This window comes from Streptomyces sp. NBC_00076, assembly GCF_045041235.1.
Classification (GTDB): Bacteria; Actinomycetota; Actinomycetes; order Streptomycetales; family Streptomycetaceae; genus Streptomyces.
On sequence record NZ_CP108242.1, the window covers coordinates 10,482,079 to 10,499,028 of the forward strand.

Annotated in this window: 13 protein-coding genes; all 13 read left to right on the forward strand. The window is 71.4% G+C overall.

Features of this window, described 5'->3' with window-relative positions:
- The first annotated feature begins 5 nt into the window (after positions 1–5).
- The 13 genes from OHA64_RS46780 (at position 6) to OHA64_RS46840 (ending at position 16,871) form a co-directional block, all read left to right on the forward strand.
- Positions 6–2,555, forward strand: coding sequence for an ATP-binding cassette domain-containing protein (locus OHA64_RS46780; protein ID WP_405623429.1), 2,550 nt, complete (start codon positions 6–8; stop codon positions 2,553–2,555).
- Between the two features lie 50 nt (positions 2,556–2,605).
- Positions 2,606–3,946, forward strand: a complete 1,341-nt coding sequence (locus tag OHA64_RS46785; protein ID WP_405623430.1) for an FAD-binding protein — start codon at positions 2,606–2,608, stop codon at positions 3,944–3,946.
- 42 nt (positions 3,947–3,988) lie between these two features.
- Entirely contained in the window at positions 3,989–5,557 is a 1,569-nt protein-coding gene (locus OHA64_RS46790) for an aldehyde dehydrogenase (RefSeq protein WP_405623431.1), read from the forward strand.
- A gap of 58 nt (positions 5,558–5,615) precedes the next feature.
- Entirely contained in the window at positions 5,616–6,749 is a 1,134-nt protein-coding gene (locus tag OHA64_RS46795; RefSeq protein ID WP_405623433.1) for an acyl-CoA dehydrogenase family protein, read from the forward strand.
- An 18-nt stretch (positions 6,750–6,767) separates the two neighbouring features.
- The gene (locus OHA64_RS46800; RefSeq protein WP_405623435.1) at positions 6,768–8,714 is read left to right on the forward strand and encodes an FAD-dependent oxidoreductase; all 1,947 of its coding nucleotides are present in this window, start codon (positions 6,768–6,770) and stop codon (positions 8,712–8,714) included.
- A gap of 360 nt (positions 8,715–9,074) precedes the next feature.
- The gene (locus OHA64_RS46805) at positions 9,075–10,130 is read left to right on the forward strand and encodes an alcohol dehydrogenase catalytic domain-containing protein (protein ID WP_405623437.1); all 1,056 of its coding nucleotides are present in this window, start codon (positions 9,075–9,077) and stop codon (positions 10,128–10,130) included.
- A gap of 110 nt (positions 10,131–10,240) precedes the next feature.
- Positions 10,241–11,029, forward strand: a complete 789-nt coding sequence (locus tag OHA64_RS46810) for an enoyl-CoA hydratase/isomerase family protein (protein ID WP_405623439.1) — start codon at positions 10,241–10,243, stop codon at positions 11,027–11,029.
- 5 nt (positions 11,030–11,034) lie between these two features.
- A complete protein-coding gene (locus tag OHA64_RS46815) occupies positions 11,035–11,415 on the forward strand; it encodes a Zn-ribbon domain-containing OB-fold protein (protein ID WP_405623441.1) in 381 nt (126 codons plus the stop codon).
- Complete coding sequence (locus OHA64_RS46820) at positions 11,412–12,557, forward strand: thiolase family protein (RefSeq protein WP_405623443.1); 1,146 nt, start codon at positions 11,412–11,414, stop codon at positions 12,555–12,557. Before OHA64_RS46815 ends, OHA64_RS46820 begins: the two co-directional genes overlap by 4 nt.
- 43 nt (positions 12,558–12,600) lie before the next feature.
- Positions 12,601–13,803: an acyl-CoA dehydrogenase family protein gene (locus OHA64_RS46825; RefSeq protein ID WP_405623445.1), complete on the forward strand. Its 1,203-nt coding sequence runs from the start codon at positions 12,601–12,603 to the stop codon at positions 13,801–13,803.
- Positions 13,800–14,774 (forward strand): phosphotransferase family protein, encoded by a 975-nt coding sequence (locus OHA64_RS46830; protein WP_405623447.1) that lies wholly within the window; start codon positions 13,800–13,802, stop codon positions 14,772–14,774. The genes OHA64_RS46825 and OHA64_RS46830 overlap by 4 nt, the downstream gene beginning before the upstream one ends.
- A 40-nt stretch (positions 14,775–14,814) precedes the next feature.
- Complete coding sequence (locus tag OHA64_RS46835; RefSeq protein WP_405623448.1) at positions 14,815–16,098, forward strand: acyl-CoA dehydrogenase family protein; 1,284 nt, start codon at positions 14,815–14,817, stop codon at positions 16,096–16,098.
- Complete coding sequence (locus tag OHA64_RS46840; protein ID WP_405623450.1) at positions 16,095–16,871, forward strand: SDR family oxidoreductase; 777 nt, start codon at positions 16,095–16,097, stop codon at positions 16,869–16,871. The genes OHA64_RS46835 and OHA64_RS46840 overlap by 4 nt, the downstream gene beginning before the upstream one ends.
- Positions 16,872–16,950: the final 79 nt, after the last annotated feature.

The following is a 16,950-nucleotide window of genomic DNA, read 5'->3' on the forward strand; positions in this document are numbered from 1 at the left end:
GGTACATGTCCTTCGTCAGTCGTTCCAGCAACTCCCTCGTCAGCCGTTCCACCCTCTCGCTCGTCAGCCGCTCCACCATCGCCAGGGCGGCGCTCGGGCCGCTCACCGCGGCAGTGCTCCTCATCGTGCTGAACACCGGGGCCATCCCGCCCTACCAGGCGTATTCCGTGGGTCTCGCGGCCGTCTACACGATCCTCGTCCTCTCGGTCAATCTGCTCGCCGGATGGGCGGGCATCTGGTCGATCGCCCACCCCGCGTTCTTCGCCCTGGGCGCCTACTTCGCGGCATACGGCAGCACACACGGCTGGTCGCTGGAGCTCGTGCTGCTCGGCGCGACCGTGTGCGCCGCGGGTTTCGGGGCGTTCCTGGGGGCCGCGGGGGCCCGCTTCTCGATGCTGTACGTCGCGCTGCTCACGCTCGCGTTCACCATGGTGTCGCTGGAGGTCATGGGCCAGTGGACCGGAGTGACCGGTGGCGACCAGGGCATTCCGATGGAGAAACTGCACAGTGCCCTGGGTCTCGGCACGCTGGCCAGCGCGGGCACCCAGGCGCAGTACCTCGCGGTGGGCACGGCCGGGATCGCGCTCGCCGTGGGCGCGGTGGCCCGGCCCAGCGCCCTGCGGATGCGGCTGGTCGCCGCCAAGTCCCATCCGATGGCCGCCCGTTCGATCGGGATCGCTCCCGAGGCCCAGTCGGCGCTGGCCTTCGCGGTCAGTGCCGTGTTCGCCGCCATCGCGGGGGTGCTGCTCGCCCTGGTCGTCGGATTCGTCAGCCCCGACCCGTTCTCCCTGGCACTGGCGATCGCGCTCATCTCCGCGTGCGTGCTCGGCGGCGCGGGCACGCTGCTGGGCGCGGTCGTCGGCGGCGCGTACCTGACCTGGGCCCCTACGGTCGCCGAAAGCGCGGGAGTGGCGCAGCCCATCCTTCAGGGGGTCGTCCTCATCACCGCGTTGCTGTTCCTGCCGGGCGGAGTGGTCCTCTTCCTCGGGCGGACGGCGCGGCGGCTGCTGCGACGGCCGTCCGCGCGCCCCGCGACACCGGTGGAGCCGTCGGAGGAGTCCCCGCAGCGCGTGCCGGCACCGGCGGCAACCGCGGACGAAGTGCTGCGTCTTGAGGACATCGCGGTCACTTTCGGCGGGCTCAAAGCGCTCGAGGGCGCGTCCCTGTCCGTGCGGGCCGGTGAGACCCTCGCCATCATCGGGCCCAACGGCGCCGGAAAGACGACCCTGTTGAACGTCCTGTCCGGGCTCGTCGGGGGCGGACGGGTGGCGGGCAGCGCCCACTACGCGGGCAAGGCTCTGCTGAAGAGCCGTGCCACCGCCCGCCGCCGGCTCGGCATCGGGCGTACCTTCCAGCACGCCGAGACGTTCCCCGAGCTGACCGTCCTGGAGAACGTGCTCTGCACCCGTCGCCGTATCACCGCGCACGACCGGGACAGGGCCGCCGAGCTCCTGGACCGCTTCGGTCTCGCGCACGTCGCGGACCGCTACCCGGCCGAGCTGCCGTTCGGCCTGCACAAGCGCCTCGACCTTGCCCGGGCACTCGCCGAGGAACCCGGCCTGCTCATCCTGGACGAGCCGTTCGGCGGCCTCGACGCCACCGAACGTACGCTGCTGACGCGGCAGATCGTGCGGCAACAGGAACACGGCACAGCGGTCGTGATCATCGACCACGTCCTCGACGACCTGTTCGCCGTGGCCCATCGGGTGGTCGCTTTCGACTTCGGCCGGCCGATCGGCGAGGGCGACCCCGGCGACATCCTGGACGACCCCCGAGTGCGCTCCTCCTACCTCGGCGAGGGAGGCACACGGGACGAACTCCCCGCCCGCGACGGCACCGAGAGCCCGGCCGTGCACCTCGACGCAGTGGGCCACGCCTACGGCGGGGTCACCGCGCTGCGTGAGGTCGGCCTCACCGTTCCCAGGGGCAGCGTGCTCGGAGTCGTCGGCGCCAACGGCGCGGGCAAGAGCACCTTGGGCCGGATCCTGCACGGCACCCTCCCGCCCACCCGGGGCCGGCGCAACGCCGGAGGCGACCTGCGCACCGCGTTGGTGCCCGAGGGCCGCGCCCTGTTCAAGACGCTGTCCTTGCGCGAGAACCTGGAGGTCGCCGCCTACGCCGCAGGCATCCGGGGGGCCGAACTGCGAGCGCGGCTCGCGGAGACCACGCAGTGGCTGCCACCGCGACTGCGCGAGCGCATGGGGATACCTGCCGCCGGGCTCTCCGGAGGCGAGCAGCAGGTCCTGGCGATCGCCCGGGCCCTGATGGCACAGCCGGACCTGCTGATCGTCGACGAACCGGCGCTCGGGCTGTCCCCCGCGATGGCCGACGAGGTGTACGCCCGTATCGGCCGGCTCGCCCGCGAGGGCATGACGATCGTCCTGCTGGAGCAGTCCCTCGGCCGTGCCGCGTCCGCCTGCCACGAGGTGGTCGTGCTCCACGAGGGAGGCATCGCGGTCCGTGGCGAACCCGCCGACCCGACCTTCCTCGCCCGCGCCGAACAGGCCTACTTCGACGGGGAGGACGATGCCGCCGTACCGGTCCCACAGGGCTGAGCCAGCCCGGATCCCGTAGCGAGGTTTCCCTTTTGCCTGAGGAGAGTGGCGTGCGCACGGAAGACGTGGATCTGCTGATCATCGGTGCGGGAATGGCGGGGCTCACCGCCGGCGCCCGTGCCGTCCGAAGCGGTCTGTCCGTCGCGATCGTCGAGATCGGTGCGGATGTCGGCGGCTCGGCACGCTTCGCCGGCTACGCGTGGACCGCCCCGAGCCACGAGGTCATGGACCAGCACAATCCGCGCGGAGACCGCGAGTTGAAGCGCGCACTGGTGGACCGCTTCGCCGACGGCATCTCCTGGATCCGCTCCGTCGGCGTGGAGGCCAAGGACGCACAACGCGTTCTCAGCTTCGGCCGCGGGCACCAGTTCGACACCAACCACTACATCGACACCTGCCGGCGACTGATCGTCGAAGGCGGCGGCGAACTGCTGCTGGAGACCCACACCGAACGTCTGGTGGTGGAGCGGGGAGCCGTGGTCGGAGCCGACCTGAGAGCGGCCGACAGCACACGCAGCCATGTGCGCGCCCGCACCACACTCGTCGCGACCGGCGGTTTCCAGGGCGACCCCGCCCTCCGTACCGCGCACGTGCACCCCCACGCCGACCGGATGCGGCTCCGTTCCAACCCGCACAGCCGCGGCGGCGGTTACCGTCTGGCCACCCAGGCCGGCGCGGCGACCGGTCACGAGGACGCCGGTTTCTACGGCCACCTCATTCCCAGCGGCATCCCGTTCGCCGACCCCGCCGACTTCGTCGACATGTCGCTCTACTACAGCGAGCACGCCCTGCTCCTCAATCTGCGGGGCGAGCGGTTCGTCGACGAGACGCTGGGCGACCACCTCACGGCCATGGCGCTGCTCGACCAGCCCGAGAGCCGCGGTCTCCTGATCGCCGACGCCCGCGTCTTCCGCGACTGGATCATCGGCTCGTACGTCGAGGGTGCCGTCGCCGTCGACAAGTTCGCCCTCGCGAGCAGGCGAGGGGGCCATGTCGGGCTCGCCGAAGACCTCGACGAACTGGCCTACCTGCCCGAGGAATGGGGCTACCACGGCGAGACCGTCCGCGACGCCGTCAAGCTGTTCAACGAGCACGCCTCGGCAGGATCGGCGCCCTCGCCCGGCCGGGAGCTGGACCCCCTGCCGCTGGACGAACCGCCGTACTACGTCATCGAGACGGCGCCCGCCCTCACCTTCCCGTTCCACGGCGTACGCATCGACGACCAGGCCCGCGTGCTCGGCCACGACGGCCGGCCGATCCCGGGACTCCTCGCCGCCGGATCGGACACCGGCGGCCTGTGGCACCGCGCGTACGCGGGCAGCCTCGCCGCGGCCCTCGTCTTCGGCCTCACGGCCGCGGACACCGCCACCCAACCGACTTACCGCACTTGACCATGTCGTTCGACGACATCACCACCCTCGCAGGAGCCAGAGATGACAACGATCGATCACAAGGCCTTCTTCATCGACGGGGCGTGGAGAGCGGCCTCGGGCACGGACCGCTTCGACGTGATCTCCCCGAGGTCGGAGCAGCGCATCGGGAGCGTCCCGGCCGCCTCCAGGGAGGACATCGACGCCGCGGTCGCCGCGGCGCGGCGCGCGTTCGACGAGGGGGAGTGGCCCCGGCTCACCCCCGCGGAGCGAGCGGGCTATCTCTCGCGTCTGGCCGACGGGATCGAGAGGCGGCAGACCGAGCTCGCCGAGCTGATCACCGAAGAGCTCGGCTGCACGTTGTTCCTGTCGCAGGTCTACCAGGCGGTGTCGCCCGTCATGAGCTTCAACTACTCCGCCGAGATCGGCCGAAGCCTGCAGACCGCCGAGGTACGCATCAGCGACCTCTCCTCGCTCGCGGGCAAGTCGGCGGGAGGCAGCATCATCCCCATGGCGGGTGCCAGCCTGGTCGTCAAGGAACCCGTCGGCGTGGTCGCCAGTTTCCCGGCGTACAACTTCGCGCTCCCGGCGATCGGCCAGAAGGCCGGGCCGGCGATGGTCGCGGGCTGCACCGTCATCGTCAAGGTCACCGAACCCAACCCGCTGGCGATCTTCGTCATCGGTGAGATCTGTGAGGAGATCGGCCTGCCGCCCGGTGTCCTGAACATTGTCGCGGCGCGCGCCCCGGAGTCCGAGTACCTGGTGCGCCACCCCGGTGTGGACATGGTCAGCTTCACCGGCTCGGCCGAGGTCGGCGCCAAGATCGCCGCGGCCTGCGGAGAACTCGTCCGACCGTGCGTGCTGGAGCTCGGCGGCAAGTCCGCGGCCATCGTCCTCGAGGACGCGAAGCTGGAGGACGTGCTGCCCACCCTCGTCGGGGCCACCGCCGGCACCAACGCGGGCCAGAGCTGCGTCGCCCTGTCACGGCTCCTGGTCCCGGAGTCCCAGTACCGCGCCTATGCGGAGGCACTGGCCGACGGTTTCGCGTCGCTCAAGATCGGCGACCCCATGGAAGCCGACACCGTGGTCGGACCGCTGGTCACGTCGCGCCAGCGCGAACGCGTCGAGTACTACGTGGCTGTGGCGCGCAAGGAGGGTGCGACGATCGCCTACGGTGGCCGCCGCCCGTCGTACCTGGAGCGAGGCTGGTACTACGAGCCGACGCTCGTCACCGACGCCCACAACGACATGAGGGTCTCCAGGGAGGAGATCTTCGGGCCCGTCGCCTCGCTCATCCCGCACCGCGGTGAGGACGACGCCGTCCGTATCGCCAACGACAGTGACCTGGGGCTGGCGGGCTCCGTGTTCACGGCGGACGCGGCACACGGCTTCGAGGTCGCCCGACGCGTGCGCACCGGCACGTTCTCGGTCAACACGTTCGCGGCCGACCTGGGCTCGCCGTTCGGCGGGTTCAAGAAGTCGGGGATCGGTCGCGAGCACGGTCCCTACGCCGTGGAGGAGTACCTGCAGACGAAGACGATCTCGATCGACCCGAGCCAAGAGCTTCCCGAGTCGGTCACCAGGAACGTTCCGCACGGAACCGGTCCCGGGACGCGCGGCTCCGCCAACTGACCTCAGTCCTCGTCCAGTCGCCACTCCCTCTCCGCCACCCGAGCACGATGGAGACCCCATGCACCACCGTCACCCCGACATCGACCCCCAGCTGCTGTCCGAGACCGAGGAACAGCGGGAACTGCGCACGGTCCTGCGGGACTTCTTCACCGAGGAGAGTGGTCCCGAGGACGTCCGCAAGCACCTGGCCACCCCGCGCGGACACGACGAGACGCTGTGGGCGCGGCTCGCGGGCGAGATCGGGGTGCATGGCCTGGCGATTCCCGAGGAGTTCGGCGGGTCCGGCTTCACCTTCGCCGAACTGGCCGTGGCTCTGGAGGAGTCAGGGCGTGCGCTGTACTGCGCGCCGCTGCTCCCCACGGTGGTCCTCGCCGCGCACGCCCTGCTGAACAGCGGGGACCAGCAGGCGTGCGCGCGCTATCTGCCGCGGATCGCGGACGGCACGCTCACCGCCACGGTGGCGGGATTCGACGAGGCCGAGCCCGGCGTCGGCGCCGAGCGGAGCGGGCCGGGGTGGGTGCTGCGCGGGGCGGCCGACTTCGTACTGGACGGAGCCGGCGCGGATCTGATCGTGGTCCGGGCCCGAACCCCCGAGGGCACCCGGCTGTTCGCCTGCGAGCCGGCCGAGGACACCTGCCCGCGGACACCTCGCCGTGTCCTGGACGAGACGCGCCGCCAGGCGCTGGTGGACTTCCGTGGCGCACCGGCCACACCCGTGGGCGAGTCGGGTGAGGTGACTGGGGCGCTCGACGCGGGGCGGGCCGCGCTCGCCGCCGAGCAGGTCGGCGGCAGCGGCCACGCGCTGGACGCCACCGTTCAATTCGTCGCCCAGCGCGAGCAGTTCGGGCGCCCCATCGGCTCCTTCCAGGCGGTCAAGCACCGGCTGGCCGACGTGCTGGTCGCCCTGGAAGCAGCACGCTCGGCATCCGCGTACGCGACCGCCTGCGTGTCCCTCGTGTCACCGCAACTGCCGGTGGCCGCGAGCGCCGCCGCCGCGGTCTGCTCCGAGACCTACCGCCTGGCCACGGCCGAATACGTCCAGCTGCACGGCGGGATCGGCTTCACCTGGGAGCACCCGGCACACCTCTACGTGCGCAGGGCACGCAGCAGTGAGGTGCTGTTCGGCACCGCGGACCACCACCGCACCCGGCTCGCCGAACTCGTCGGCCTCACCACGCGGCCCGCGGCCTGAGCGGACACGGAGAACCCCATGACGCCGAGCACCGACCTCACCCTCGCCAGGCCGTTCACCCTCGGTGATCTCACCCTCCGCAACCGCCTGGTCGCCACCGCCCACGCCACCGCCGCCGTCGCCGACGGCGCCCCCACCGACGCCGACGCGGCCTACTGGCGCCGCCTGGCCCGGGGCGGCGCCGGGATGGTGATCACCGGAGGCACCGCCGTGGCCCCCGAGTCGACCCTGCCGCAGCGCTACCTGACCGAGGCATGGCGCCCCGAGATCAAGGACGCCGTACGCCGCCGGGCCGAGGCCATCACCGACGGCGGTGCCGTGGCCGTCGCACAACTCGTCCACCTCGGCCGCGAGACCCTCGGCGCGGGCACCTACTATCCTCCGGTCTCCGCCGCCGCGGTCCGTTCCCCCCGTGAGGCGACCGCGCCCCACCCGCTGAGCTCGGAGGAAGTGCGCCGAGTCGTCGACGCCTTCCGCGTCTCGGCGGCGAACAGTGTGCAGGCCGGCTTCCACGGCGTCGAACTGCACGCCGGCCACGGCTACCTGCTCGCCCAGTTCCTCTCCCGCGTCAACAACACCCGCGACGACGAGTACGGCGACCGGATCGCCCTGCTCGCCCAGGTGATCGACGCCATCCGCACGGAGATCGGCCGACTCCCCATCGGCGTACGGGTGTCGGTGGAACCCGGCGACCATTCCGGACTCGGCCTGGACGACCTGACCGAGCTGCTTCCGCGCCTGTACGACGCATCGCCCTTCGCCTACGCCAACGTCACCACCGGCGTCCGCAACACCTACGTCCCCGGCATGGCCACCACCAGCCCGCCCCTGCTGGAGTCGGTGGCCCGGCTGCGTACGGCGGTGGCGGTGCCGTTGCTGATCAGCCAGGGGTTCCGGTCGGTGGCCGACATCGAGCGGGCCCTGGACTCGGGGGCCGACCTGGTGGGCATGGCACGACCCTTCATGGCGGACCCGGACTTCGCCCGCAAGGTGATCGCGGGCGACGAACGCTCCGTACGCCCCTGCACGGGCTGCAACGAGGGCTGCCGGACCTTCGAGCCCACCGGATCCTGCTCGGTGAACCCGGACCTGGGCCCGCCGGGAGCCACGTCCCGCCCGGCCGTACCGCTGTTGCTGACCCGGCGCGCATCCCGCACCGGACCTGTCGCCGTCCTCGGTGCGGGCCCCGCGGGCATGGAGTGCGCCATGGCCCTCGCCCGTACCGGAGCCGAGGTCGTCGTCTACGACAGCGCCCGGGAGACCGGCGGCCAGGCGCGTCTCGCCTCACTCGCCGCGCACCGCTCCGGCTGGCAGAAGCTCGTCGCATACCAGCGCGACCAGCTCGCCGACCTCGGCGTGCGCGTGCTGCTCGGTACGTCCGTGACCTCCGCCGAACTGGCCGAGTACTCCCAGCTCGTGCTCGCCACCGGCGCCGCGGAGACGGTCGTCCCCGTCCCGGGCGAGCTGCGCACGCTCACCAGCACGGACTTCCTCGACCAGTACGCAGACATCGTGCCGCGTGCGCCCAGGGTGGCCGTCCTGGATGACGGCTTCGGCTGGTGGCAGGGCATCAGCGCCGTCGAGAGCGCGCTGGCGGCGGGTGCTCGCGAGGTCGCGGTAGTCACCCCCGGCACCGGGTTCGCGACGGGCCTGTCACCGGAGAACCGCACCCAGCTGATGAACCGCCTCACCGGCGCGCCGCTCCGCATCGCCGCGATGAACACCGTGACGGCCACGACGGCCGGTGAACTGCGCTTGCGCAACGTCATGGACGGCCACGAGACGCGCCTCGCCGCCGACATCCTGGTGACCGTCGGCGAACGCCGCCCGCGACGCCCGGACTTCACCGCGGCCGACGGCCAGACCGTCCGCGCGATCGGCGACTGTGTCGTACCGCGCCGCATCGCGCACGCCCTCGCGGAGGGGCGTGCGGCTGCGGAGGCGGTCGCGCCGAAGGCATCGTGAGCAGCGGATGTAGACCCACCCTCAGGCCGCCGGACGACTGCGACGAAGCCGCGCGGACCTGTCCTGGCGAGGCACTGGCGGGCGTTTTCGGTCGCAGTCCTCCCCCCATGCGTGAGCCGGCAGCTGGATGACCAGCTGCCGGCTCACGCACAGGGACGACATGTGCTCGGGCCCGTACACGCAGAATCCACGGCCGCTCTCGCGGTCCAGGTTGGCCCGGCGGCGCGCAGCGGATGGGGCCGGATCGAGCCCTTCCCTACTGAACCGAAGTAGGTGAGGGTCACATGCTTTCTATTGAAGTCAGTTCAGTTCGGTGGCAACCTCAAGGGTGTCGTACGGGACCGACACCGAGGAGGAAGCATGCTGGCCGCCAGGCTGTACGGAACCAAGGATCTGCGGATCGAGGACATGCCCGAGCCCGATCCGGGACCGGGCGAGGTGAAGATCCGCGTGGCGTACGCGGGGATCTGCGGCACCGATGTGCACGAGTACTTCGAGACGCCGCGGGCCACGCACGTACCCAACCCGCTCACCGGTGCCACCCTCCCGCAGACCCTGGGGCACGAGTTCGCCGGGACCGTGGTGACCTGCGGTGAAGGCGTCGACCGGGTCGCGCCCGGCGCCCGGGTCTGCGTACGGCCGATCCGCACCTGTGGGGCGTGTCCGCGCTGCACGTCGGGGCTGTCCCACCTGTGCACGGGCCTGGCGGCGATCGGTGTGACCGCCCCGGGAGGCGGCCTCGCCCAGTACGTGGTCGTGCCGGCCGACTCGGTGCATCAGCTGCCCGACGGTGTCCCGCTGGAGCAGGGCGCCCTGGTGGAGCCGATGGCGGTGGCCCTGAACGCGGTGGAGAGGGCCTGCGCGCCCCGTGGTGGCAGCGCGCTGGTGACGGGTGCGGGCGCGGTCGGGATGGGCGCGTTGTTCGCGTTCAAGGCGCACGGTGTCAAGGACGTGCTGATGGTGGAGCCCTCGCCGTCACGCCGTGCGGCGGCCGAACGGCACGGGGCCCGGGTGCTCGACCCCGGCGCCGCCGACGTGGCCGAGGAGGTCATGGCCTTCACCGCGGGCCGTGGCGTGGACGCCGCCGTCGAATGCTCGGGCCGAGCCGATGCGCTGAACGCCGCGATCCGCTCGCTGGCCGCCCGGGCACCGGTGGTGATGGTGGCCCTGTACTCCGGCCCGGTGGCCATCGACGCGTCCGTGGTGCGCCTGGCCGAGCTCGCCCTGCTCGGCTGCGAGGCCTACCCGGACGGGGTCTTCGAGCGGGTCATCGAGCACATGGCGAGCGGTCGCTACCCGACGGACGGCTGGCTCGACCACATCCCCCTCCACGACACCCTCGCCGGGCTGCACGACGTCCGGGACGGACGACGGCTCAAGGTCCTCGTGGACATTCCGGGCGCCGGCGGGGGCTGAGCCGGGCGGACCGGTGGACGTCCGCCGGGGCAATCTCGGCAAGGGGCTTGACAGTGGATCAACACCTCCGCAAACTCGTAGTGAATTCAGTTCAGTTTGGAGGATCTGAGATGGCAGTGGAAGACGAAATCCAGTTCGAGCGTGACGGTCATGTCGCCCGCGTCTGGCTGAACCGACCGTGGAAGAAGAACTGCGTCACGGTGCCGATCCTGGACCGGCTCGACGAGATCATCACCGAGGTCGACGAGGACCCCGAGCTGCGAGTCCTGGTGTTCCGCGGTCGTGGGGGCACGTTCTGCTCGGGGTTCGACCTCGACAGCCTCAAGGCGGACTTCGTCGGCAAGTCGACCGCCATCGAGGTCGCGGTGAAGTCCGCGAAGGTGTGCGACCGCCTCTACTCGATGAAGACCCCCTCCGTCGCGGTCCTGGAGGGCTACGTCACCGCGGGCGGCTTCGAGATCATGATCTCCTGCGACTTCGCCATCTCCGCGGACGACGCCAAGATCGGCGACTTCCACATCCGCCGCTCGCTGTTCGGCGGCGCGGGCCCGATCTACCGCGTGCCGCGCATGATCGGCATCCGCAAGACGAAGGAGCTGATGCTCACCGGCAAGCTCCTGTCCGGCATCGAGGCCGCCGAGTTCGGCCTGATCAACAAGTCCGCCCCGGCCGACAAACTGGACGAGACGGTCGAGGACTTCATCGGTGACCTCACCGACAAGAGCCCGTTCACGATGTGGCTCACCAAGATGACCATCGACCGCAGCCTCGACGCCGACACCCAGTCGCTGATGGTGATGGAGCACCTCGCCGTGGGCGTGGCGCTCAACTCCGAGGACGCCAGCGAGGGTGTCTCGGCGTTCCTGGAGAAGCGCGAGCCCAAGTGGCAGGGGCGCTGATCCGCATGACCACGGATCCGCGCAGTCCGGCGGCCGCACTCCAGGGCTCACGCTGCTCCGGCTGCTCGGTGTCGGTCTACCCCGCGGACGACGCGTGTCCGCGCTGCGGAGGGCCGGCCGACCCGGCGGCCCTGTCCGGCGCGGGCACCCTGTGGACCTGGACGGTGCAGCGCTACGCACCCAAGTCACCGCCGTACCAGGCCCCACCGGGCGGCTTCGTACCGTTCGCGCTCGGCTACGTCGAACTGCCGGAGGGCGTACGGGTGGCCGCCGTCCTCGATGTCGACGACCTCGGGGAGGTCCGCATCGGCATGCCCCTCACGGTGACCGCGGGCGAAGGGGTTCCGCGGGCCCGCCCCACCACCGGCCACAAGGGGAGCTCATGAGCGCCGACGTCCTGATCTGCGGTGCCGGGCGTACCCCGTTCGGCCGCACGGAGGCAAGCGGCCGCCAACTGGCCGTCGGAGCGGTGAACAGCGCTCTGGCAGATGCCGGAATCGAGTGGTCGCGGGTGGGAGCGGCGTTCGGCGGCAGCGACAGCGCCGGGCTCGCCGACACCCTGGTGGCCCAACTCGGCCTCACCGGCCTGCCGTTCGTCAATGTCAAGAACGGCTGCGCGACCGGCGGCAGCGCCCTGGTCTCCGCCGTGAACGCGATCCGCTCCGGCATGGCGGACGTCGTCCTCGCCGTCGGCTTCGACAAACACCCGCGCGGCGCCTTCGACCCACGCCCCGAGGACTGGGGACTGGGCGCCGAGTACGGCAGCGACGGACTGATGGTGACCACCCAGTTCTTCGGCATGAAGATCCAGCGCTACATGCACGACCACGGCATCACGCCGCAGACCCTCGCCCTGGTCGCCGAGAAGGCGTACCGCAACGGAGGGCTGACCCCCGAGGCATGGCGGCGCAAGCCGGTCTCCGCCGAGGAGATCCTCGACTCCGGCATGGTCAGCGACCCCCTGACCCGCTTCATGTTCTGCTCGCCGGGAGCGGGCGCCGCCGCGCTCGTCCTCTGCTCGCCCGAGGTCGCCCGCACCCTGGACGGCCCGTCGGTCACCCTGCGCTCGGCGGCCGTACGCACCCGCCGCTTCGGCTCGTTCGAGGTGTTCAGCCCCTGGATCCCCGGGGGTGAGCTCACCAGCGTCAGCCGCGACGCCTCCGCCGCCGCCTTCGAGGAGGCGGGGCTCGGTCCTGGGGACGTGGACGTGTGCCAGCTCCAGGACACCGAGAGCGGCGCCGAGATCATGCACATGGCCGAGTGCGGGTTCTGCGAGAACGGCGAACAGGAACGGCTGATCGCGTCGGGTGCCACCGAGATCGGCGGCACCCTGCCCGTCAACACCGACGGCGGCTGCATCGCCAACGGCGAACCCATCGGCGCCTCGGGACTGCGCCAGGTCTACGAGGTCGTCCAGCAACTGCGCGGCCGGGCCGGCGAACGCCAGGTCCAGGGCGAACCGAGGGTCGGCTTCACCCATGTGTACGGCGCCCCGGGCGTGAGTGCCTGCACGGTGCTGTCCCGCTGATCCGCGACGGAAGGATCCGCGACGGAGGAAGGAGAGGAAGGACATGAGCGGTATCCCGGACCCCGACGAGTTCCGCGCGCAGGCCCGGCAGTGGCTCGCCACGGTCGCCCGCCCGCGCACCGCCGACGGGGCGTGGGGCAGCGGCTCCGACTCCGTCGCCGTGTTCGAGAACTGGACGGAGCAGCAGGAGCGCGAGCACACCGCCCGCACCCAGGAATGGGAACGTACCCGGTACGACCACGGCTGGGGCGCCCTCAACTGGCAGACCGCGTACGGAGGCCGCGAGCTGCCCGCGTACTACGAGCAGCTCTACCGCACCGAGGAAGCGGCCTTCGACGTGCCGCACCGCACCGAGATCTTCCCCGTGACCCAGCAGCTCGTCGCCCCCGCCATCGGCATCTGGGGCACCGACGAGCAGAAGGGGCGCTGGCTGCGGCCCATGCTGCGCACGGACGAGCTGGCCTGCCAGCTCTTCTCCGAGACCGAGGCGGGATCCGACCTCGCCGCCGTGCGGACGAAGGCGGTGCGTGATGGTGACCACTGGGTGTTGCGGGGTCACAAGGTGTGGACCTCCGGGGCCGGGGTCGCGACCTGGGGGGTCGCGGTGTGCCGCACCGACCCGGACGTACGCAAACACGCCGGCATCACCGTCTTCCTGGTGCGCATGGACGCGCCGGGCGTGACCGTACGGCCCATCCAGCAGATGACCGGCGGGGCCAGCTTCAACGAGGTCTACCTCGACGACGTGATCGTGCCCGACACCGACCGGCTGGGACCGGTCGGTGAGGGCTGGCGGGTCACGCTGAGTGTGCTGGCCGCCGAACGGCTCGACTCCGGAAACCTGGGCCTCGACAACGCCGACCGTGCCCTGGACCTGGCCAGGAACCTGCCCCGCCCGCTCACCGGCGGCGAACAGCGGCAGGCTGCCGACCTCTACCTCCGCGCCCTCGTGCAGCGGCTCATCGGACTGCGGGTGACCGGCGCCCTCGTCGCCGGACGCGAACCCGGAGCCGAGGCCTCGGTCGGCAAGCTGTACGCCACCGAGACCATGCGCCGCACCAGCGACCTGGTGTCCGAGCTGCTCGGCCCGCGTCTCGTCGCCGACACGGGGGAGTGGGGCACGTACGCCTGGACCGAGCACCTGCTCGGCGCGCCCGGTTACAGCATCGCGGGCGGTACCGACGAGATCCAGCACAACATCCTCGCCGAGCGGGTGCTCGGCCTGCCCAAGGAGCCCGTCCGATGAGCACGGCCACGCAGGTGTCGGAGCTGGCCGCACGGGTCCGTGACGCTCTCGCCCGCCGCCATCCGGGGGCGCCCGTGGGCGAGTTGAGGACCCTGCCCGGCGGCCACTCCGGGCTGACGTACTCGGTGAGCGCGGGCGAGGCGGCGTACGTCATCAAGGCCGTGCCTCCCGGGCAGCGGCCCGTCGGGCGCAACGACGTCCTGCGCCAGGCACGGGTCCTGGGCGCCCTCGCCGGAACCGCGGTGCCGGTGCCGGGCGTCGCCGCCGTCGACGAGAGCCAACCGGCCTGGTTCGCCATGGACTTCGCCGCCGGTGACGCCGTCGAACCCGTCCTCGACGAGCCCGAGGTACCCGCCGCCACGGCCCGGGCACGCATGCTGCAGATCGCCTCCGTGCTGCGGCGGCTGCACGAGACCGACATCGACACACCCGGTCTCGACGCGCCCGAACCACTCGACGCCGCCGGTGAGCTGGAACGGTGGAGCCGCACCCTGCACGCCGTACCGTCCGAACTGCGGCCGGGAGGCGAGGAGTTGCTCAAGCGCCTGGCCGACGACGTGCCCGACGGGCTCCCGCCGGTGCTGCTGCACGGCGACTTCCGGCTCGGGAACGTGCTGTGCGTCGGCGAGCGCGCGGTGGCGGTCGTCGACTGGGAGATCTGGAGCGTCGGCGACCCACGCATCGACCTGGGCTGGTTCCTGCTCTTCGCCGACCACCACAACTTCCCGCAGCTGGGCCGCGCCGTACCCGGCCTGCCCACCGAGGCCGAACTCCTCGACGCCTACGGCGACGGCGGCCCCGCGCTGCCCGCGATGGACTGGTTCCGTGCCCTGGGCCGCATGAAGATGGCCGCGATCATGGGCCACAACCTGCGCCGGCACCGCGAGGGCAAGCACCACGACCCGGACCAGGAGCGACTGCCGCCCACCATCGCCGCGATGATCCGCACGGCGCGCGACATCCTCGGCTGACCCGGACCCGCCAGGCACACCCCAGCATGAGGAGCAACTCGTGGATTTCGGATTCTCGCCCCGGGCGAGTGAACTCCAGGACCGTATGCGGTCGTTCATGGAACAGCACGTCTTCCCCGCGGAGGCCGTCTACGACCGGCAGCTGGCCGAGGCGGACGACCCGCACGCGCTGCCGCCGGTGATGACCGAGCTGAAGGAGAAGGCACGCGCCGAGGGGCTGTGGAACCTCTTCATGGCGCACGGCGACTGGGGCGCGGGGCTCACCAACCTCGAATACGCGCCCCTCATGGAACTGGCGGGCCGCTCCATCATCGGCCCCGAGGTGTTCAACTGCTCGGCGCCCGACACCGGCAACATGGAACTGCTCGCGCTGTACGGCACCCCCGCCCAGCAGGAACGCTGGCTGCGGCCCCTGCTGGAAGCCGAGATCCGGTCCTGCTTCGCGATGACCGAGCCCGAGGTCGCCAGCTCCGACGCCCGCAACATCCGCACCCGCATCACCCGCGACGGCGACAGCTATGTCGTCAACGGCCGCAAGTGGTACACCTCCGGGATCCTCGACCCCGACTGCAAGCTGATCATCCTGATGGGCAAGACCGACCCGGACGCGCCCACCTACCGCCAGCAGAGCATGCTGCTCATTCCCCGCGACACACCGGGCGTCACCGTCCTGCGCGACCTGCCGATGTTCGGCTACACCGACCGGTGCGGCCACGGCGAGGTGCTCTTCGACGACGTCCGCGTGCCCGTGGAGAACATCCTCGGCGGTGAGGGGGACGGATTCGCGATCGCCCAGGGGCGGCTCGGCCCCGGACGCATGCACTACGCGATGCGCGCCGTGGGTTTCGCCGAGCGCGCCCTGCAGCTGATGTGCGAACGCGCCACCGAGCGCGTCGCCTTCGGCGGGCCCCTCGCCGACCGCGGCGTGGTGCGCGAGTGGATCGCCCGCAGCCGTATCGAGATCGAACAACTGCGGCTGCTGGTGCTGAAGTCGGCCTGGCTGATGGACACCGTCGGCAACGCCGCCGCCCGGATGGAGGTCGCCGCGATCAAGGTGGCGGCGCTGGAGGTCGCCCACAAGGTGGTCGACCGCGCGGTCCAGGCACACGGCGCGGCGGGGGTCAGCGACGACACCGTACTGGCCCGGCTGTTCTCCATCACCCGGGCGCTGAAGATCGCCGACGGGCCCGACGAGGTGCACCTGCGCACGGTCGCCCGCCAGGAACTCGCCCGGTACAAGAAGACCGATCCGAAAGCCGAACGGCCGACGGCCGATCCGAAGGCCGAACGGCAGTCGGCCGACACGAAGGCAGGAGCAGCGTGAGCGCCAACACCCTCGACGGCAAGGTGGCTGTCATCACCGGCGGATCCCGCGGCATCGGCCTCGGCATCGCCGGCGCCTACCGGGCGGCCGGCGCGCACGTGGTCATAGCGGCACGGAAAGCGGCAGGACTGGCCGAGGCACGCGAGGAACTGCTGCGCGTCAAGGGCGACGGCGACCTCCACACCGTGGTGGCCAACGCAGGCGAACCCGACCAGGCCGAGGCCTGCGTCGACGAGACCATGACCCGCTTCGGCCGCGTCGACATCCTCGTCAACAACGCGGCGACCAACCCGTACCACGGCGACCTGCTCGACCTGGATCTGCCGCGGGCGGAGAAGACGGTACGGGTCAACCAGTACGGGATGATCGCGTGGACCCGCTGCGCCTGGCGCGCCTGGATGGCCGAGCACGGGGGAGCGGTCGTCAACATCGCCTCCGTCGGCGGGCTGATCGTCGACCCGCACATCGGCTACTACAACGCCACCAAGGCGGCCATGCTCCACATGACCCGACAGCTCGCCTACGAACTCGGGCCACGAGCACGGGTGAACGCCATCGCCCCCGGCCTGATCAAGACCGAACTGGCGCGTGCGGTGTGGGAGGTCCGCGAGCCCATCCTCACCGCCAAACTGCCGATGCGGCGCCTGGGCACGGTGGAGGACGTGGCGAACGCGGCACTGTTCCTCGCCTCCGACGCCTCCTCCTGGATGACCGGCCAGACCCTGGTGCTCGACGGCGGCGCGACCGCCCTGCCGATCGGGGTGGACGAGTGAACGCGCCGCGCCCCGCCGAACGGGAAGGACGACCGAGCCCGCCGCGACCCGCTGAACGAGAAGGACGACCGAGCGCGCC